The organism is Halorubellus litoreus (assembly GCF_037081675.1).
Classification (GTDB): Archaea; Halobacteriota; Halobacteria; order Halobacteriales; family Natrialbaceae; genus Halorubellus; species Halorubellus litoreus.
In genome coordinates this window covers 730,605-749,638 of record NZ_JAZAQL010000001.1, presented here as the reverse complement: position 1 = coordinate 749,638, position 19,034 = coordinate 730,605, and the positions used below count along the sequence as shown (strand labels likewise).

The 19,034-nt window shown below is 69.5% G+C and carries 20 protein-coding genes; 13 read left to right on the top strand and 7 right to left on the bottom strand.

What is annotated here, in order from left to right; translation table 11 throughout:
• Positions 1-81 precede the first annotated feature (81 nt).
• From VYJ16_RS03815 to VYJ16_RS03795, 5 genes are all read right to left on the bottom strand, one after another.
• On the bottom strand, positions 82-1,068 hold the full coding sequence (locus tag VYJ16_RS03815) for a DUF5787 family protein (RefSeq protein ID WP_336348982.1): 987 nt from the start codon (positions 1,066-1,068) through the stop codon (positions 82-84).
• Between the two features lie 125 nt (positions 1,069-1,193).
• The gene (locus VYJ16_RS03810) at positions 1,194-1,859 is read right to left on the bottom strand and encodes an HAD family hydrolase (protein WP_336348981.1); all 666 of its coding nucleotides are present in this window, start codon (positions 1,857-1,859) and stop codon (positions 1,194-1,196) included.
• Between the two features lie 64 nt (positions 1,860-1,923).
• Positions 1,924-2,184, bottom strand: coding sequence for a hypothetical protein (locus tag VYJ16_RS03805; RefSeq protein ID WP_336348980.1), 261 nt, complete (start codon positions 2,182-2,184; stop codon positions 1,924-1,926).
• Positions 2,185-2,350: 166 nt separating this feature from the next.
• Positions 2,351-2,785, bottom strand: a complete 435-nt coding sequence (locus VYJ16_RS03800; protein WP_336348979.1) for an ester cyclase — start codon at positions 2,783-2,785, stop codon at positions 2,351-2,353.
• Between the two features lie 274 nt (positions 2,786-3,059).
• Complete coding sequence (locus VYJ16_RS03795) at positions 3,060-3,935, bottom strand: DUF7351 domain-containing protein (RefSeq protein WP_336348978.1); 876 nt, start codon at positions 3,933-3,935, stop codon at positions 3,060-3,062.
• 156 nt (positions 3,936-4,091) lie between these two features.
• Here VYJ16_RS03795 and VYJ16_RS03790 point away from each other — a divergent pair, with 156 nt between their 5' ends.
• From VYJ16_RS03790 to VYJ16_RS03765, 6 genes are all read left to right on the top strand, one after another.
• Complete coding sequence (locus tag VYJ16_RS03790) at positions 4,092-5,933, top strand: SLC13 family permease (protein WP_336348977.1); 1,842 nt, start codon at positions 4,092-4,094, stop codon at positions 5,931-5,933.
• 180 nt (positions 5,934-6,113) lie between these two features.
• Complete coding sequence (locus VYJ16_RS03785; RefSeq protein ID WP_336348976.1) at positions 6,114-7,349, top strand: translation initiation factor IF-2 subunit gamma; 1,236 nt, start codon at positions 6,114-6,116, stop codon at positions 7,347-7,349.
• Between the two features lie 7 nt (positions 7,350-7,356).
• A complete protein-coding gene (locus VYJ16_RS03780; protein ID WP_336348975.1) occupies positions 7,357-7,737 on the top strand; it encodes a PIN domain-containing protein in 381 nt (126 codons plus the stop codon).
• 2 nt (positions 7,738-7,739) lie between these two features.
• On the top strand, positions 7,740-8,309 hold the full coding sequence (locus VYJ16_RS03775) for a DNA-directed RNA polymerase (RefSeq protein WP_227132396.1): 570 nt from the start codon (positions 7,740-7,742) through the stop codon (positions 8,307-8,309).
• Positions 8,310-8,507: a transcription elongation factor subunit Spt4 gene (spt4, locus tag VYJ16_RS03770; protein ID WP_227132394.1), complete on the top strand. Its 198-nt coding sequence runs from the start codon at positions 8,310-8,312 to the stop codon at positions 8,505-8,507.
• A 1-nt stretch (position 8,508) separates the two neighbouring features.
• Positions 8,509-9,114: a GTP-dependent dephospho-CoA kinase family protein gene (locus VYJ16_RS03765; RefSeq protein ID WP_336348974.1), complete on the top strand. Its 606-nt coding sequence runs from the start codon at positions 8,509-8,511 to the stop codon at positions 9,112-9,114.
• Positions 9,115-9,236: 122 nt separating this feature from the next.
• Here the strand turns inward: VYJ16_RS03765 and VYJ16_RS03760 are convergent, their stop codons facing one another.
• The gene (locus VYJ16_RS03760; protein ID WP_336348973.1) at positions 9,237-11,822 is read right to left on the bottom strand and encodes a methyl-accepting chemotaxis protein; all 2,586 of its coding nucleotides are present in this window, start codon (positions 11,820-11,822) and stop codon (positions 9,237-9,239) included.
• A gap of 145 nt (positions 11,823-11,967) precedes the next feature.
• Here VYJ16_RS03760 and VYJ16_RS03755 point away from each other — a divergent pair, with 145 nt between their 5' ends.
• The 4 genes from VYJ16_RS03755 to VYJ16_RS03740 all read left to right on the top strand — a co-directional run bounded on the left by VYJ16_RS03755 (position 11,968) and on the right by VYJ16_RS03740 (position 14,772).
• Positions 11,968-12,273, top strand: a complete 306-nt coding sequence (locus VYJ16_RS03755) for a 30S ribosomal protein S24e (protein WP_227132388.1) — start codon at positions 11,968-11,970, stop codon at positions 12,271-12,273.
• A gap of 4 nt (positions 12,274-12,277) precedes the next feature.
• Positions 12,278-12,412: a 30S ribosomal protein S27ae gene (locus VYJ16_RS03750; RefSeq protein WP_227132387.1), complete on the top strand. Its 135-nt coding sequence runs from the start codon at positions 12,278-12,280 to the stop codon at positions 12,410-12,412.
• Positions 12,413-12,627: 215 nt separating this feature from the next.
• Complete coding sequence (locus tag VYJ16_RS03745) at positions 12,628-14,346, top strand: bifunctional N(6)-L-threonylcarbamoyladenine synthase/serine/threonine protein kinase (protein WP_336348972.1); 1,719 nt, start codon at positions 12,628-12,630, stop codon at positions 14,344-14,346.
• A gap of 153 nt (positions 14,347-14,499) precedes the next feature.
• The gene (locus tag VYJ16_RS03740; protein WP_336348971.1) at positions 14,500-14,772 is read left to right on the top strand and encodes a DUF5808 domain-containing protein; all 273 of its coding nucleotides are present in this window, start codon (positions 14,500-14,502) and stop codon (positions 14,770-14,772) included.
• A gap of 24 nt (positions 14,773-14,796) precedes the next feature.
• Here VYJ16_RS03740 and VYJ16_RS03735 read toward each other — a convergent pair whose 3' ends face one another.
• A complete protein-coding gene (locus VYJ16_RS03735) occupies positions 14,797-16,476 on the bottom strand; it encodes an NADH-quinone oxidoreductase subunit D-related protein (protein WP_379762005.1) in 1,680 nt (559 codons plus the stop codon).
• A gap of 131 nt (positions 16,477-16,607) precedes the next feature.
• Here VYJ16_RS03735 and VYJ16_RS03730 point away from each other — a divergent pair, with 131 nt between their 5' ends.
• The 3 genes from VYJ16_RS03730 to VYJ16_RS03720 all read left to right on the top strand — a co-directional run bounded on the left by VYJ16_RS03730 (position 16,608) and on the right by VYJ16_RS03720 (position 19,016).
• The gene (locus VYJ16_RS03730; protein ID WP_336348969.1) at positions 16,608-17,261 is read left to right on the top strand and encodes a helix-turn-helix domain-containing protein; all 654 of its coding nucleotides are present in this window, start codon (positions 16,608-16,610) and stop codon (positions 17,259-17,261) included.
• Positions 17,262-17,338: 77 nt separating this feature from the next.
• Positions 17,339-17,953 carry a non-canonical purine NTP pyrophosphatase gene (locus VYJ16_RS03725; RefSeq protein ID WP_336348968.1) on the top strand — a complete coding sequence of 205 codons (615 nt, stop codon included), beginning with the start codon at positions 17,339-17,341 and terminating at the stop codon, positions 17,951-17,953.
• A 286-nt stretch (positions 17,954-18,239) separates the two neighbouring features.
• Positions 18,240-19,016: an SDR family NAD(P)-dependent oxidoreductase gene (locus VYJ16_RS03720; protein WP_336348967.1), complete on the top strand. Its 777-nt coding sequence runs from the start codon at positions 18,240-18,242 to the stop codon at positions 19,014-19,016.
• Positions 19,017-19,034: the final 18 nt, after the last annotated feature.

Below are 19,034 nucleotides of genomic sequence, written 5' to 3'. Positions count from 1 at the left end.
CCGCGTCAAGAACGGTTGCGGTTCCGGTCGCCTGCGGTCGCCCGCGCTCCCCGAGCGTGCCGCGGTTGAGGCTGTTCGCCGTCACTCGAACGCGTCGAGGCCGCTCTGGCGCGTCCGGCGGCCGTCGGGGTCGCGAATCCAGGCGCCGTGGGCGTCGCGTTCGGCGTCGAGGTCGACGTCGGGTGCGTCCGCGGGCTGGTGCCCGGGGCAGTCGGTGCCGCAGTCGCGGGCGGGGTCGACGACGCGGTCGTGGTGCGTACAGTATGGGAGCGTCGCGTGGTCGGCGACGGGGTCGGCGTCGGGCGCGACGCGCTCGCAGTCGGGGAGGGCGAACGTCCGCCAGCCCTTCCCGTACGCGCGCTCGGCGAGCCGACGGCGTGCACCGCGCTTCTCGGCGGCGTCGACCACGGCGACGTCGGTTCGCGCGGGGTGCTCGTCCAGCAACTCGACGCCCGGGTCGTCCACGGCGAGCGGCTGGGGGTCGCGGACGACGTCCAGTTCGCCGGACTCGGGGTGGTAGCGCCAGACGCCGACGGCGTCGGGGATACGGTTCAGGTGCGCGCCCGTGACGTGGCTCTCGGTCGCGAGCACGACCGCGTCGACGAGCGCGAGACTGACGTCGAGGCGGAGCTGGCGTTCCAGGTCGCCGGGCGTTCCGAGGTCGGGTTTGTTCTCCACGGCGAGCACGCGCCCGAACCAGTCGTCGGGATACCTGGCGGTCTGGCGGAGGTACTCGCGGCTCCCGCGGCGTTCGCGCTCGAAGAAGCCGCGGTCGACGCAGGCGTCCGCGATGCGGCGCGCGGACTCGTCACGGAGGTCGTCGGGGAGCGCGCCGCGCCATGGGCGGGCGCGGCCGGGGCCGGCGGGCCCGCGGATGGCGGGGTCGGGGATGCGCCGCTCGGTGATGGCGGCGCGCTCGTCGAAGCTGGGGCCGGGTTCGACGTGCACGACGTCGAGCACGCGGTTCCCGGGGGCGTGGACGCCGCCGCCGAGCTGGCGCGCGAGCACGCCGGTTCGCTCGCGCTCCAGGTGCGCGCACAGCGACAGTTCGAACCCGTACTCGGACACGGTCGAAGGCACGGCTCGGGAGGGCAAAAGCGTCGCGCTCGCCACGGGGGACGGCGTCCACGGTGGTCGGTCGCGCAGGAGAGCGTCGTCGCGTCGGACGGTCGCACGGGACGCGGTCGGGCGCGCTATATCACGTCGAGGAGGTCGGTCAGGCGGTCGACCTCGTGGGTCGGTGATTCCGGGAGGTCGTAGCCGTCGCGGTGGTCGCGCCACACGAACGCGCTGTCGAGCCCCGCTCGGTGTGCTGCGACGACGTCGTGTCCGCCGTCGCCGACGTAGAGCGCGTCGCGCGTCTCGAGGTCGTCGAGCGCGGCGTCGAGGTAGTGGGTGTCGGGTTTCGTTCGCTCGAAGCCGTCGACGGTCGGTCGCCGGCCGTGGAACGTCTCGAGGTCGTCTGCGAGGTCGAAGTGCTCGACGACGAACTCGATGGTCTCGTGCTGGTTGCTGGAGACGAATCCGAGGGCGTGCGTTTCAGCGAGCGTCGACAGCACGCTCACGTCGTCGTAGAGGACCCGGTCGCCGCGCTCGATCATGCGCCGCTGGAGGGCCGCGGATCGGCGTTCGCGTTCCGGCCAGAACGTTTCGAGGTCGATGTCGTGGCGGTCGCACGTCGCCCGCATCTCGGCGAGGGACTTGCTGGCGCCACCGAAGAACGACTCGACGTCCTCGGGCGACGGGTCGACGTCGAACGCGCGGAAGGCGTCGCGGACCGCGTCGCGATAGACGGACGGGTAGTCGGGATGGCGTCGAAGGATCACTCCGTCGACGTCGAACACGACTGCGTCGTACACGCTCTTGCGTTCGCTGAACGGGCGTATCAATGTGTGGGACGGGAAGGGGAGCCAGGGGTGTGATCTACAGGCTGGCGCCGACGGCGGCGACGAACGCGACGGGGAGGGCGACGACGGCGACGACGAGTGCGGCGGCGGCGAGCATCCCGAGGACGACGGCGACGGCGGGGACGTTCGCGGCGAGGACCGCGAGGCCGGCGAGGACGGCGAGTGCGGCGACGACGAGTGCGGCGACGCGACCGAGTAGTTCGAGGCCGGAGGGGGCGACCGGGCTGGGGACGTCGAGTGCGTTGCGGCCGTTCTGGGAGTGGTGGTGGGAGTTCATCTTCACTTCTACCTACAGCCCACGACACCATAAGGGTAATCTGAATTACATTTCTGTAGGCGTTCGTACTGAAATCTCGTTCAGTACGGGACCCAAGTCTGACTCACCGGCCACCAACACACCGCAAAACAACTGCTCGGGTCGCTACCGGCGTCCCCGAAGAGCGTTACGCCGTCGGTCGCTCCACGACACCGATCTGCGTGAGCATCCCGAACATGTCCGGGACGACCCACCGCTCCGCGATCTGTCCGTTCTCGACGCGAGTGAATATCATGTTCGGCACCTCAAACGACTTGCCCGTCGCCTCGGTCCCCATGAACTCGCCGTCGTGCGTTCCGCGCAGCGTCACGCGCATCGCGACGAGATCGCCCTCGGCGATGACCTCGTCCACGCTCGCACTGAAGTCACTGAACCCGCCTCGAAGCATCTCGATCTGATTCTTCAACTCTTGATGCCCCTGCAGCTCGCCCAGCGGGCTGTGGTCGAGGACGTCCACAGTGCAGAGTTCGTCGATGAGGTCGATGTCGCCCTTCGTCACGACCTCTTCGGGGTATCGTCGCGCAATCCGTTCGTTCGACTCCTGACCGGTCTTTGTTGCCATTGTCGTCTGTCTCTCTTTTGCGCTCCCGTCGCTCGTGCTCGGTGCGCTACGGTCCTCGAGGCGAGCAGCGAGATTAGTTATGCGAGCGTGAGGTGCGGACCCCGACAGGTTCGCATCCGGGGACGCGAACTCGTCACGGCCGTTCGGTAATGTGGCGTCGTTCCAAGGTAGGACGATAAGAGCGTTGGGAGAGAACCGCGTGACGGAGACGAGGTCGGGCGAGAAGACTCCGACAGATACCTCTACACCCACCTAAACGGTTCGCTCGCGGTCGTCAGTGTCGCTCCACGTCCACCACCTGCAGGTCCGCGTCGAGCGCGACGCGGAGCGTCTCGTCGTCGAGCGGCACGTCCACCGCGACCCGCAGCGGGTCCTCGCGTTCGACGGTCGTGTGGTGGTCGGAGACGCACCACGGGAGCTGCCAGTACGGCGTCGCGTTCAGGTCGACGCCGTGCTCGCGGTGGAACGTCACGACGTCGCTCTGGTCGAGGAGGACGAGCCCGACCGCCGAACACAGCGAGTGCCCGCACTGCGCGCACTCGTGCTCGACGCGGAGGTCCGCGCCCAGACAGCAGTCGCCGCCGCGCTCCACCTCGCTGTGCATCCGGCCGTTGCACTCCGGACAGACGCCGTCCGCGGCGAGACAGTGCAGGTGGCGGACGCGCTGGTCGAACGCCGCCATCACCTCCTCGCGCGACCGGTCCGTGAGCCCGCCCGGCGGGAACGCGTACTCGCCGTGGGCGTGCCCGCAGTCCGGACACGAGACGCAGATGGTCTCGTCGACGTACTCGGCGACGAGCGTCGCCCCGCACGCGACGCACTCGCCGTCGATCTCGAACGCCTCCCACTCAGGGTCGTGCGTGAACTCGCCCGCCAGGAGCGCGCGAACCACCGCCTTGCCCGCGTACTTCAGCTCGTAGCCGTCGTCGCCGCCCGCGACGAACTGCCCGACGAGCTCCTGGAGGTGATAGTTGAACTGCGCGCTATCGCGGACGCCGACCGCCTCGCGAAGTCGCGAGAACCGGACGACGTCCGCATCCGCCTGCCAGAGCGCCTCGAGGATGGCGAGGCGCGTCTCGTTCCCCACGACCGAGAACGCCTCCGCGGGCTCGACGCAGTCCTCGCACTCCGTGATGCTGGCGCGACTCATACGAACGAATCCGACCGCATCGGCCCTAAACGTTCGCTAAAACGAGCTTTGGTAGGAAATCTGTCATCAACTCCGGGGGAGTGGGACAGACGCCGACCCGTCGGTGAATCCAGCCGACGCCGACTTATATCACGCACCCCCGCGAACCCGACGGCAATGGCCGCTCTCAGCACGGGCACCCTCGTCGTGTTCGTCGTCGTCGCGCTCGCGCTCCTCGCGTTCGTCACCGAGGTCGTCCCACCCGACGTCACCGCCCTCGGCATCCTCGTCTCCCTCGCGCTGCTCGAACCGTGGACGCGCGTCACGCCCGAGCAAGCCGTCGCCGGGTTCGCGAGCCCCGCCGTCCTCACCATCCTCGCGATGTACGTCCTCAGCGAAGCCGTCCAACGCAGCGGGCTCGTCGACTACCTCGGCGTCCTCATGGCGCGCTGGACGCGCGGCGACGAACGCCGAACGCTCCTCGCCACCATCGCCGCCACCATGCCGCTCGCCGGCTTCGTGAACAACACGCCCGTCGTCGCCGTCTTCATCCCGATGATAACCGACCTCGCCGAGGACGCCCACCTCTCCCCGTCGAAGCTCCTCATTCCGCTCAGCTACGCGAGCATGTTCGGCGGCACGCTCACCCTCGTCGGGACCGCCGGGAACGTCCTCGCGAGCGACATCGCCACCGACCTCACCGCCGCCGGTGTCATGGACCACGGCCCCATCGGGATGTTCGAACTCACGCCCGTCGGCCTCCTCGTCTGCGCGGTCGGCGGCACGTACCTCCTCACCGTCGGCCGTCGCATCGTCCCCGAACGCATCGAACCGACCGAGGACCTCGTCGACGTCTACGAGCTCGAACGCTACCTCGGCGTCGCCGTCGTCCGCGAGGACTCCGCGCTCGTCGGCATGCAGGTCGACGAACGCTTCGGCGACCTCGAATCGCACGTCGACGTCCTCCAGTTCGAACGCGACGGCGAGGTCGTCGTCGCCGCCGAGACCGACCGCGCACTCGAACCCGGGGACGTCCTCACGCTCCAGGGAAGCCGCCAGGAACGCAACCGGTTCACGACCGAGTACGGCCTCCGCGAACTCCCGCGCGAGGTCGTCGAAGCCGAAGACCTCGCCGCCCCGTGGACCGCGAGCACGCTCTACGAGGCCGTCGTCCCCAACGACTCGACGTTCGTCGGCCGCACCCCGCTCGACATCGGGTTCCGGAACCGCTTCGACGCGACCGTCATCGCCATCCGCCGCGGCAGCGACGTCCGCCACGAAAGCCTGCGAGACGCCGAACTCCGCGCCGGCGACACCCTCCTCATGCACGCGAGCGGCGGCGCCGCCGACCACCTCCAGGACCGCGGGAGCCTCCTCGTCACCAAGGGCCTGTTCGCGGACGCGTTCGCTCGCGACCTCCCCGACCTCGACCCGAAGACGCCGCTCGCACTCCTCGCACTCGCTGGCGCCGTCCTCGCCGCCGCACTCACGCCGTTCCCCATCTACCTCACCGCACTCGCCGGCTGCCTGCTCGCGTTCGTCACCCGCACGCTCGATTCCGCCGCCGGCTACGACGCCGTCTCCTGGAACGTCATCTTCCTCCTCGCGGGCGTCCTCCCGCTCGCGACCGCACTCGACGCGACCGGCGGCGCCGCCTGGATCGCCGAGACCGTCGGCGCCGGCATCGGCGGCCTCCACGTCCTCATCATCCTCGCCGCCTTCCACCTCCTCACCGGCCTGCTCGCGAACGTCATCACGCCCGTCGCCAGCATCGTCCTCCTCGGGCCCATCGCGGCCCGCACCGCCGTCGACCTCGGTCACGACCCGTTCGCGTTCCTGCTCGCCGTCACGTTCGCAGGACCGACCGCGTTCATGACGCCCATCGGCTACCAGACGAACCTCATGGTGTACGGCCCCGGCGGCTACAAGTTCACCGACTACGCTCGCGTCGGCGCGCCACTCCAACTCCTGCTCGCCGCCGTCACCACGCTCGGCATCGCCGCCTGGTTCGGCGTGTAAGGGGTCCGAATCCTCTCTGGTCGGGCGTGGAGTCGATTCGCGGCCCAGCGCCGGTTGCGTCCCACGCGGCGGTGCACGTAACCCGACGCTACCGGCGCCGCGGCGCCTCGCGCGCGAAATCAGGAACGGTGGGTTTATCAAGCGCACAAGGGTAGTCGTATCCAAGATTCCTCTTTGAAGATGTCAGGAACACACCGACAACCGGAGGTGAACATCGGACTCGTCGGCCACGTCGACCACGGCAAGACGACGCTCGTGCAGGCGCTCAGTGGCGAGTGGACCGACCAGCACTCCGAGGAGATGAAGCGCGGTATCTCCATCCGACTCGGGTACGCGGACGCGACGTTCCGCAAATGCCCGGAGTGCGACGACACCGAAGCGTTCACCGTCGAGGAGACCTGCCCCGAGCACGACGTCGAGACCGACGTCCTCCGCACCGTCTCGTTCGTGGACGCCCCCGGTCACGAGACGCTGATGGCGACGATGCTCTCCGGCGCCGCGATCATGGACGGCGCCGTCCTCGTCGTCTCCGCGACCGAGGACGTCCCGCAAGCACAGACCGAAGAGCACCTGATGGCGCTCGACATCATCGGGATCGAGAACATCGTCATCGCGCAGAACAAGGTCGACCTCGTCGACGCGGAGCGAGCGCGCGACAACTACGAGCAGATCCAGGAGTTCGTCGAGGGTACCGTCGCCGAAGGCGCCCCCGTCGTCCCCATCAGCGCGCAGCAGGACGTCAACACGGACGTCCTCATCGAGACGGTCGAGCGCGAGATTCCGACGCCGGAACGCGACCCGGACGCGGACCCGCTCCTGCACTGCGCGCGGAGCTTCGACATCAACCGCCCCGGCACCACGTGGGAGGACCTCCTCGGTGGCGTCGTCGGCGGGAGTCTCGTCCGCGGGCGCTTCGAGCCCGAGGACGAGATCGAGATCAAGCCCGGTCGCGAGGTCGAGGAGGGCGGGCAGACCGAGTACCGCCCCATCGAGACCTCGATTCGCTCGCTGCAGGCGGGCGGAACGAGCGTCGACGAGGTCTCGCCCGGTGGCCTGCTCGGCGTCGGCACCGGCCTCGACCCGGCGCTCACGAAGGGTGACGCGCTCGCCGGCCAGCTCGCGGGCGCGCCCGGTTCGCTCCCGCCGGTCTGGGACTCGTTCACGATGTCGGTCGACTTGCTCGACCGCGTCGTCGGCGACGACATGACCGAGGTCGAACCCATCAACACCGGTGAACCGCTCATGCTCACCGTCGGCACCGCCACCACGGTCGGTGCGGTCACGTCCGCGCGCGACGGCGAGTGCGAAGTGAACCTCAAACGCCCCGTCTGCTCGGAGACGGGCGCGAAGATAGCCATCAACCGTCGCGTCGGTGCGCGCTGGCGGCTCATCGGCGTCGGGACCCTCGACGGGTGACGGACCGATGCGCGTGGCGCTCGACACCAGTGCACTCATGATGCCGGTCGAACTCGACGTCCGACTGTTCGACGAACTCGACCGAGTGGTCGAGAACGCCGAGCCGGTCGTCCCGGAGGCGGTCGTCGAGGAACTCCGGAAGCTCGCCGACGGCGGCGGGCTGGAGGGCACTGCGGCGTCGGTCGGGTACGACCTCGCCGTCGAGCGCACGACGCGCGTGGACACCACCGAATCGTACGCGGACGACGCGCTCGTCGAACTCGCCGAAGACGGGCGAGTCGACGCCGTCGTCACGAACGACCAACCGCTCCGGGACCGCGTCTTGGACGCGAGCGTTCCGGTAATAGCATTACGCGGCACGAACAAACTGGATATCACTCGACCATAGCGATGTACAAGAAGGTCAGGCTCAAGGATACGGTAGAGGTCCCCCCGAAGGAGCTCGCGGACGTCAGTCCGGAGCTCGTCAAGCGACTCCTACAGGACAAGCTCGAGGGGCGAATGGACGAAGACGTTGGGAGCGTCGTCTCGGTCGTGAACGTTCACGACATCGGGACGGGTGCGGTGTTGCCGAACCGCCCGGGCGTGTACTACGAGGCGGAGTTCGACGCGGTGACGTTCGACCCGCAGATGCAGGAGGTCGTCGACGGGACGGTCGTGGAGGTCGTGGAGTTCGGGGCGTTCGTCGGCATCGGGCCGGTCGACGGCCTGCTGCACGTCTCCCAGATCAGCGACGAGTACCTCGCGTACGACGGCGAGAACCAGCAGCTCGCGTCCAGCGAGTCGAATCGCACGCTCGGCGTCGAGGACGCGATTCGAGCGCGTATCGTGACGAAGAGCATCGACGAACGGAATCCGCGCGACTCCAAGATCGGGCTCACGGCGAAGCAGCCGGGGCTCGGGAAGCACGGCTGGTTGGCCGAGGACCGGCAGGGTCGCGAGGCGGAGGCGGGTGATTAGATGGCGAACGATCGCCTCGTCTGCCGCGAGTGCCATCGCGTCGTCGACCCGGACGCGAACCAGTGTCCGAGCTGTGGGTCGACGTCGCTGTCGGAGGACTGGGCGGGCTACGTCGTCATCGCGCACCCGGAGACCTCGATGATCGCGGAGGAGATGGAGGTCACGGAAGCGGGCGCGTACGCGTTGAAGGTCCGGTAACGTGACTGGCGTGGACGACGGTGCGGACGAGAGTGCGGGCGACGGGGACGGTGCGGACGAGACCGCGGGCCAAGCGGACGTGCTGTTGACGCTCCCGGAGTCGTTGCGGTCGGCGTTCAAGGAGCCGTTCGGGCCCGTGGAGACGGACGCCGAGGCGCTCCTGGCGGACGTCGACGGGCCGCTCGTCGCGGTGGGTGACATCGTGACGTATCACTTCCTGCAGGCGGGCCGGGAGCCGGACGTGGCGGTCGTCGACGAGCACACGAAGCGCGAGGTCGTCGACGACGCGGTCCGCGACGCGGTCGTACACCCGGACGTGACGGTCGCGAACCCGGCTGGCGCGCTCTCGGCGGCGCTCGTTCGCGCGCTCGGTGACGCGGTCGCGGCCGCCGAGCCGACGACGGTGTTCGTCGACGGCGAGGAGGACCTCGCGGTGCTGCCCGCGGTGATGGTGGCGCCGGTCGGGGCGAGCGTCGTGTACGGCCAGCCCGACGCGGGGATGGTGCACGTGCCCGTGACCGAGGAGACGAAAGCGGAGTTCCGTGCGCTCCTCGAGCGCATGGACGGCGACCAGGACGCGTTCTGGGCGGCGGTCGACGACGCCTGACCGAGGGCGGTTCTTCGAAGTTCGCGGACTCGGCTAGCGACGGCGTCGTCGGGCCGGTCGCGCCCGTGGAGGCGTCGGTCGCTCGACCGCGAAGAACGAGGTGAAGGGACGCGACTGCGCCGTCAGTCGTCGAACGTGAGCGACTCGTCGCCGTCGTCGGACTCGTCGCCGTCGGGCGAGCCGTCGGTGTCGGCCGACGCGTCGCCGTCGGTGTCGCTCGTGCCGCTGGAATCGGGCGTGGCGCTCGCGCTCGAGTCCTCCGACGACGCATCTCCGGGGGCTTCGCCGTCGAACGCGTCGAACTCGGGCTCGCCGAGCTCTCCGGCCGGCTCGTCACCCGGTCGCGCCTGGCCCTCCGCGTGCTCTTCGAACGCGCTCGCAACCGTCTCCTCGTCGAACGCGACGTCGTCCTCGGGTGCTGCGGCGGTGTCGAACCGGTCGAGCGCCGCCGAGAGCTGCGACGCCTGCTCGCTCAGCGAACTCGCCGAGTTCGACACCTCCGTGAGTGCGGTGGTCTGCTCCTCGGCGGCGGCGGCGACGTTCTCGGATTCCGCGGTGGTCTCCTCTGAGATGGTGGCGGCGTCGTCGACCATCGCGACGACCTCCTCGGTGCTCGCCGCCTGCTGTTCGGTCGCCGCGGATATCTCCTGGACGCCGTCGTTCGTCTCCGCCGCGTACTCCGCGATCTCGTCGAGCGCCCCGGCCGCGTCCCGCACGCTCTGGGTGTGCTCGGCGACGCGGTCCGCGGTCTGCTGGACCTCGCCCGCGGTGTGCTCGGTCTGGTCCTGGATGCGCTCCAGGCGCGCCTCGATGTCCTCGGCGGCGTCCTTCGTCTCGCTCGCGAGCTCCTTGACCTCCTGCGCGACCACCGCGAACCCTTCGTCGCCGTCACCGCTCGCCTCCGCCGACCCGCGAGACGCCTCGATGTTCGCGTTCAGCGCGAGCATGTTCGTCTCCTTCGCGATGTCGCCGATGAACTCGATGAGTTCGTCGATCTCGCTCATCTCGTTCTCGAGGTCCTCGATGGCCGCGACCGCGCTCTCGGACTCGCTCTCCAGCTCCGCCATCCCCTCGATGGCTGCCTCGGCGGCCTCCCGGCCCTCGCGTCCCGTCTGTGCGGTTCGTTCCGCGATGTCCGCGACCTCGTTCGAGGACGCCGCGATCTCCTCGGTGGTCGTCGACAGCTGCTCCATCTCGCCGCTGACGGACTGCAGGCTCTCGTTCTGGCGTTCCGCGCCATCGGAGATCTCCTGGATGGACTCCGTGACCTGCTGGCTCGCCGAACGCACCTCCTCGCTGGAGGCGGTGACCTCCTCGCTGGCGGTCGCGACCTCGCTCGCGAACGCCTTCACCTCCGCGGTCGTCGCCTCGATCTCGGCGACCATCTCGTTGAACTCGACGGCGATGGACCGCATCGCCGCGCTCTCGGACTCCGGACGCATCCGCTCGGTGAGGTCGCCGTCGGCGCACGCCTGCATGACCGCGCTGTACTCGTCGGCCTTCTGCTCCAGATGCTCGTTCATCTCTTCGGCTTCCGCGCGCGCCGCCTCGGCGGCCTCGCGCGCCTCCTGGGCCTCCCGTATCTGGTCGCGGAGCGCGTCCCGCATCGACGCGAACCCGACGTACAGCTGGCCGATGGCGTCGATCCGGTGCGTGTCGAAGTCCACGTTCAGGTCGCCGTCCTCCATGCGGCCGGCCTTCCGGCGGAGGTCGTCGACCGACCGGACGGTGTTCCGACCGAGCACGAGCCCGACGAGGCCGATGAGGACGACGATGCCGCCCGTGACGAGCAGCCCGTACTGCTGGACGTCCTTCACGAACCCGAACGCGGTCCCGGTCGGCTCGTGCACGACCACGACCCAGTCGGTGCCCTCGACGGGCGAGTACCCGGCGAGGTACGTCTCCTGGGGCAGCCCGTAGCCGTCGTCGCCGACGAGCACGCCCGACGCCGGCCCCGTGACGAGCGACTGCGAGAACCCGGCGGACTCGGACCGCGCCTGGACGTACTGGTCCGCGCGTCCCGTCTCGTACGTCGAGAGGAACTTGCCCGTTCCCTCCTCGGATTCGCTGTCGAACACGATGCGCTTCTCGGGGTCGATGACGGCGACCGCGCCGTTCTCCGTCGCACCATCGAGGTCCGTCGCGACCGTGCCGGCGTCCATCGTCACGAGGACGGCGTGGTCGCCGTCCGGCGTCGCCGCGGCGTACGTCATCGCCTCCACGCTGTTGCGCTCGTAGGCGCCGTAGAACCCGCCGCCGTCGCTCGTCGCGACGCGCCGCAGGCGGTCGGCGTCCTCGACGTCGAGTTCGGACAGCGACCGACCCTCGGCGCGCCGCGTCGACACGACGACCTCGCCAGCTTGGAGGTCGACGTAGTCGATGCGGTAGATCCCTGGTCTGTCGGTGCGGTTCTGGAACAGCGCGTCGATCGCGTCGCCGTCGCCTTGCCGCACGGCGAGGGTCCCGGAGAGGTGGGTCGCGAGCTGGAGGTTGCGTTCGTTCCAGGTTGCGAGCTTCGCGGACTCCTGTCTCGCGACCTGTTCGTACTCCGCCTTCGCGCCGTTCTGGACCTCGTTCTGTACCTGTGTGGTCGCGGCGACACCGATGCCGGCGACGACCACGCCGAGACAGAGCATGACGATACCGAACTTGAGTGCGTAGCGTCGCCGGATGGCGTCCGGGACGACACGCCGCAGTATACCGAACATACCCGGGGACTCTCCCCGAGTGTGATAAATCCAATGGCAATGGTACTCGACCTTGAATAAATAAGGTATCTGTCCGGTGGGGTCGGTTGGGCACTTCGAAATTCTTTTAGGGGTTTCGAGGGGTAGTTACGGTAACTGAGATACCATGGACGTCGAAATCCTCTCTGAAGAGGACAACCCGATGTTGCACCGCACGGACGTCACGTTCGAAGTCGTCCACGACGAAGCCACGCCCTCGCGCCTCTCCGTCCGCGACAGCCTCGCGGCGAAGCTGAACAAGGACGCCGACGAGGTCGTCGTCCGCGAACTCGACACGAAGTTCGGGATGCGCAAGACCGTCGGCTACGCGAAGGTCTACGAGACGGCCGAGGACGCCCAGGACGTCGAACAGGAACACATGCTCGACCGGAACGCCATCACCGGCGAGGACGCGGAAGCGGAGGAGGCCTGATAGCATGCCCGCACACGAGTTCTACGACGACGACGGCGAGCACACGCGCGAACAGTGCCCGCGCTGCGGCGACACGTTCCTCGGCGACTACGGCGACCGACTGCACTGCGGCAAGTGCAGTTACACCGAGTGGCAGTAGCGCCGCAGCAAGTACCCGCGTACCGTTCTTTCGACGCCACGCTCGACCAGCGACGGCGTCGTCGCGCGCGCCTGGCTCCCTGGAGCGCCGGCGTCGTCGCGCGCGCCTGGCTCCCTGGAGCGCCGGCGTCGTCGCGCGCGCCTGGCTCCCTGGAGCGCCGGCGGTCGCGGACCGAAGTCGTCTTCTCGCTGGGTGGCCGAGTCCAGAGCAAGTAGATGGCCGACGCAGGGGAGGTAGCGGACGGCGGCGTGACGCGGGACGGCGAGCCGGTTCGCGTGCTCGGTATCGAGGGGACGGCGTGGTGCGCGAGCGCCGCGGTGTACGACGGTGCGCGCGACGACTTCCGCATCCACTCCGAGGCGTACGAGCCCGAGAGCGGCGGCATCCATCCGCGCGAGGCCGCCGAGCACATGCAGGAGGCGGTCCCGAGCGTCGTCGCGGCGGCGCTCGCGGACGCTCGCGACCGGCACGACGGCGACGGGCCGGCGGTGGACGCGGTCGCGTTCTCGCGCGGCCCCGGCCTCGGGCCGTGCCTCCGCATCGTCGGGACGGCCGCGCGAGCGCTCGCGCAAGCGCTCGACGTCCCGCTCGTCGGCGCGAACCACATGGTCGCGCACCTCGAGATCGGCCGGCATCGCTCCGGGTTCGACTCGCCGGTGTGCCTGAACGCGAGCGGCGCGAACGCGCACCTGCTCGGGTACCGCGACGGCCGCTATCGCGTCCTCGGCGAGACGATGGACACCGGCGTCGGGAACGCCATCGACAAGTTCACGAGACACGTCGGCTGGAGTCACCCCGGCGGCCCGAAGGTCGAAGCGCACGCCAAAGACGGCGAGTACGTCGACCTGCCGTACGTCGTGAAGGGCATGGACTTCTCGTTCTCCGGCATCATGAGCGCCGCGAAGCAAGCGTCCGACGACGGCGTTCCCGTCGAGGACGTCTGCCGCGGGCTGGAGGAGACGATCTTCGCGATGCTCGCGGAGGTCACCGAACGCGCCCTCAGTCTGACCGGAAGTGACGAACTCGTCCTCGGCGGCGGCGTCGCGCAGAACGCGCGCCTCAAACGGATGCTCGAGGAGATGTGTGACGCCCGTGACGCGGACTTCTACGCGCCCGAACCGCGATTCCTCCGGGACAACGCCGGCATGATCGCGCTGCTCGGTGCGAAGATGTACGCCGCCGGCGACACGCTCGCCATCGAGGACTCGAACGTGGACGCGAACTTCCGGCCGGACGAGGTCCCGGTGACGTGGCGTGACGCCGGCGAGGACGTCGCCATCGCGCCCGAATCCGGGACCGAGGTCCGCGGTGCGGAAGCGGTCGTCGACGTCGGCGACGTCGTCACGAAGCGCCGCGTCCCGAAAGCGTACCGGCACCCCGAGCTCGACCGTCGACTCCGCGAGACCCGGACGCGGAGCGAGGCGCGACTCACGCACGCCGCGCGCGCCGAAGGCGTCCCGACGCCGGTCGTCCGCGAGGTCGACGACGACGAAGGGACGCTCGTCTTCGAGCACGTCGGCGACCGCGACCTCGCTCGCGGGCTCACCGCCGAACGCGTCCGCGCCGTCGGCGCGCACCTCGCGGCGCTCCACGACGCCGGGTTCGTGCACGGCGACCCGACGACGCGGAACGTCCGCGTGACCGGTGGCAGCGGAACCGGAGCGGCCGAAGCCGGCGACGGCGACGAGGCCGGGGGAATCGACGACGAAGCGGGCGACGAGCGCGTGTTCCTCGTCGACTTCGGCCTGGGCTACCACACCGAGCAGGTCGAGGACTACGCGATGGACCTCCACGTCTTCGACCAGAGCCTCGTCGGCACCGCGAGCGACCCCGGGCCGCTCCGCGCCGCGCTCCGCGACGGCTACGCCGCCGCCGGCGACGACCGCGTCCTCGACCAGCTCGAAGCCGTCGAAGGCCGCGGCCGCTACCAGTAGCGGCCGAGCACTCCGGCGACCCTTCGAGCACTGGAGCGACCCTTCGAGTACTCTCTCGACTGGCTCGCGGTCGCGCGAGACCGCGACGGGAACTGGACGTGAGCGGGTTGGGAGACGGCAACGTTGATAAGTCGACCGCGCGTATCCTTTCGTATGTCCGACAAGCCCAGCAGCGGGGAGGTCTTCGGAATCCCGTACAACTTCGAACGACCGAGCATCAGTCGCATGCTGAAGTCCTACTGGCAGCCCGGTGACGGGATGCTCGTCGAGAAACCGTTCGGCATCGGGTACACGCTGAACCTCGCGAACTGGCGGTCGTGGGTCGCGCTCGCGGTCGTCGGCGCGCTCCTCTGGAACGAGCGCGGCGGCAGCGACGACGACGCGGTCGGCGACGAGGACCCCGTCGAGGTCGTCGTCGAGGACTGACGGCGAACGAGGCGTTCTCCCCTTCTAGCGGTCGACCTCGCCCATGATAGTATCGAGGCTGCCGAGCGTCGCGACCAGGTCCGGGACGTACTCGCCTTCGGCCATCTCCGGGAGCGCCTGCAGGTTCGAGAAGCACGGGCTCCGTATCTTGAACCGCGCGGGCGAGTCCGTGCCGTCGCTCCGCAGATAGATGCCGAGTTCGCCCTTCGCGCCCTCGACCGCGCGGTACAGTTCGCGGTCGCGCTCGGGTTTCAGCGTCCGCGGGACGTTCGACTGGACGACGCGGTCGTCTTCGGGCCAGTCCTCGAGGACGTCGACGCACTGGCGGACGATGCGCGCGGACTGCTCGACCTCCCGCATCCGACACATGACGCGAGCGAGGTTGTCGCCGGCGTCCTCGGTGACGACGTCCCACTCCAGTTCGTCGTAGTACCCGTAGGGGTCGTCGCGGCGGAGGTCGTAGTCGACGCCCGAGCCGCGAGCGACCGGGCCCGTACAGCCGTACGTCTTCGCGGTCTCGGCGTCGAGCACGCCCGTTCCCATCGTCCGCGTCTGGAAGACCTCGTTGTTCGCGAGGAGGTCGTAGTACTCGTCCATCGCGTCCGGGAGCGTGTCGAGTTCCTCACGGACCTGCTCGAAGAACGCCTCCCGGGGCTGGGGGAGGTCCCAGGCGACGCCGCCGACGCGGAAGTAGTTGAACATCATCCGCTGGCCCGTCAACTCCTCGAGGAGGCCGAGCGCCTTCTCGCGGTCGCGGATGCCGTACTGGAAGACCGCGGTGAACTCGCCGAACACGTCGAGGGCGTACGTCGCTATCGCGAGCATGTGCGACGCGATCCGGCAGAGTTCCGCGCCCATCGTCCGGATGACCTGCGCGTACTCGGGGACGTCGACGTCCGCGAGGTCCTCGATGGTCCGCGCGTACGCCCACTCGTTGAGCAGGCCCGCCGACGCCCAGTCCCACCGGTCGGGGTACGGCATGATCTGGTGGCGGTACGTCCCGGACTGGCACATCTGTTCCTCGCACCGGTGGATGTACCCGATGTCGGGGTCGACGTCGACGACGGTCTCCCCGTCCAGTACGGTCTCGACGTGGAGGACGCCGTGCGTGGAGGGATGATGCGGGCCGATGTTGAGGAACATCGTCTCTCGGCCGGCCTCGCCACCTCCCGACTCCGCGCCGCCGCGCGCGTCGTCGGCGAGCGGGTTCGCGTGCGCTTCGAGCGTGACGACCTGCGGGCGGTCCTGGTCGAAGTCCTCGCGCAGCGGGTGGCCCTGCCACGTCTCCGGGAGGAGGATGCGCCGCAGGTCCGGGTGGTCGTCGTACTCGATACCGAGGAGGTCGTACGCCTCGCGCTCGTGCCAGTCGCACGTCCGGAACGCGCTCGCGGCGCTCTCGCTCTCCGGCGACTCGCGCGTCGTCGGCACGACCACGCTCCCCTCCCGCCGCGGGTCGTCGTAGTCCCGGAGGTGGTAGACGGTCTCGAAGCGGTCGGCGTACTCCTGGGCGGTGACGCACGCGCAGTGGTCGAGCCCCAGTTCGTCCCGGAGCGTCGCGACCGCGTCCGCGACCGTGTCCGGGCGGACGACGACCGCGGGCGCGTTCACGTGCTCGTCGCGACCGACCGCGAGGTCGCCGAGCGCACGCTCGAGCGCTTCGACCGTCGGCCCCCGGTCCGCGTCCGTCTCGCGTTCGCGCAGCACGGCCTCGCTCACGACCGAGCACCCCCGTCGAATCGACAGTATCGCATGGTCGAACCGACGCGGGGCCGACGCACGACTCCATCGTCTCACCCACTAGAGGTTTTAAGTCGACCGTCCGGAATCGACTGAACGTGAAGTACCTCCGGCTCACGCTCGACCTCCCCGGGGACGTCATCCACCCGATGCACGCGTTCGTCTGCGAACACGGCGACTACGCCGACTACCGGCTCATCCACTGGAACTACGACGGCCCGGACGCGAACACCCTCCTCTTCCACGTCCGCGGCGACCGCGAGCCGTACGCGGAGCGTCTCGCCGACCTCGACCGCGTCCAGTCGTTCGAACTCGCGCCCATCACCGACGACGCCTTCTACGTATACGTCGAGGAATCACCCGCCGACGTCGACGCCTCCCTCCTCGACGTCTTCGCCGAGCATAGCGTCCTCGCCGTCCCACCCGTCGCGTACCACACCGACCGCACGATGTCCCTCGGCGTCGTCGGCGACCCCGACGTCCTCCGCGCCGTCCTCGACGGCGTCCCCGACGTCATCGACGTCACCGTCGACCAGGTCGGCGACGACCCGCCCGCCGACCCCGAGGTCGGCGTCGACCTCACCACCCGCCAGCGCGACGCCGTCCGCGCCGCACAGCGCATGGGCTACTACGAGGTGCCGCGCGACGCCGGCGTCGACGACGTCGCCGACGCCATCGACTGCGCGCCCGGCACCGCCGCCGAACACCTCCGGCGCGCCGAGAGCCGCATCCTCGGCGACCTCGACGTGTGACCGCGCACACCACGACCACTCTACGACGGCGACCGCGGACCGACGCCTCCTTACCACCCGGGACCGCTGTCTCGCGTATGCCCATCCGATTCGTCACGAGCAACGAGGGGAAGGCCGACGAGGCCCGCGAGTACCTCGACGACGTCGAGCGCGTCGACTACGACTACACCGAGGTCCAGGGGGACCTCGCGACCGTCGCCGCCGCCGGCGCCCGCGAAGCGTTCGAGGCACTCGGCGGGGTCGACCCCGTGCTCGTCGACGACGCCGGCCTGTTCGTGCGCGCGCTCGACGGGTTCCCCGGCCCGTACTCGTCGTTCGTCGAGGACACCCTCGGCGTCGACCGCGTCTGGCGGCTCTGCGAGGCCGAGGACGACCGACGCGCGCACTTCCGGACCGTCCTCGCGTACGCCCACCGCCCCGACGACGCTGGCGACGGCGGCGACGGTGAGGAGACCGGTGAGAGCGACAACGCGGTGCAGGTGGAGACGTTCGAGGGGAGCGTCCCCGGGACCATCGTCGCCCCGCGCGGCGACGGCGGGTTCGGGTACGACCCCATCTTCGAGCACGACGGCACGACGATGGCCGAGATGAGTACCGCCGAGAAGAACGCCGTCAGTCACCGCGGTCGCGCCCTCGCGAAGTTCGCCGACTGGCTCGCCGGCGAACCCGCCGATACCAAGGGTGCCAAGTAACTCGACCCGCCGCCCCCTTTCTTCTTATACGAAGCCGCGGCGACGCCCGGCGTGCCCTGACCGCTCGCGGTCCGCGAGCCCCGCCGTCATCGACGTCCGTCTCGCGCGACCACCGCGTCCACCACTCGCGAGCGCGCCGTCCGGCGACCGACGCACTCGCGACGGCCGTCGTTGCACGCCCCCCTCGTCGCCACCCACCGCTCACCACGTCCCGCGCCGCCACACCCACCCTGCCTCGCGGTCCGAGAGCGGAGCGGTTAACGTCCCGGCGCTCTCGACTCCGGACGTGAAGGAGACTGCCCTCGTCACCGGTGCCTCCGGCGGCATCGGTCGCGCACTCGCCCGCCAGTTCGCCCGCCACGGCCACGACGTCGTCCTCGTCGCCCGCAGCGAGGACGCGCTCGCCGACGCCGCCACCGAGTTCGAGGACCGCTACGGCGTCACCGCCACCACCATCGTCCACGACCTCGACCAACCGCACGCCGCCGACGCACTCTACGACGACGTCGACGAACGCGACCTCGACGTCGGCATCCTCGTGAACAACGTCGGCATCGGCACGTACGGTGAATTCCACGAGTCCAACGTCGGCGAAGAACGCTCCCAGATCCGGCTGAACGTCGAGACGCTCGTCGTCCTCACCCGCTTGTTCCTCGCGGACTTCCGCGAGCGCGACCGCGGGAAGATCCTGAACGTCGGGAGCACCGCCGGGTTCGTCCCCGGCCCGAAGATGGCGGGCTACTACGCATCGAAGGCGTACGTGAACTCGTTCAGCGAAGCGCTCGCCGTCGAGAACCGCGACACCGGCGTCGACGTCAGCGTCCTCTGTCCCGGCCCCGTCGACACCGGATTCCAGGACCGCGCGGACATGACCGACTCCGTAATCGGGTCGATGTTCATGAACGACGCCGAATCCGTCGCCGCCGCCGGCTACCGCGGCCTCCTCGCCGGGGACACCATCATCCTCCCGAACCTCCTGAGCAAGGCGACGTACTACGGCGAACGCGTCACGCCCCGCCCCATCCTCCGGCGCGTCGTCGAACGCGTCAACGGCGACCGGTAGCGAGTCGGAGCACCCCGA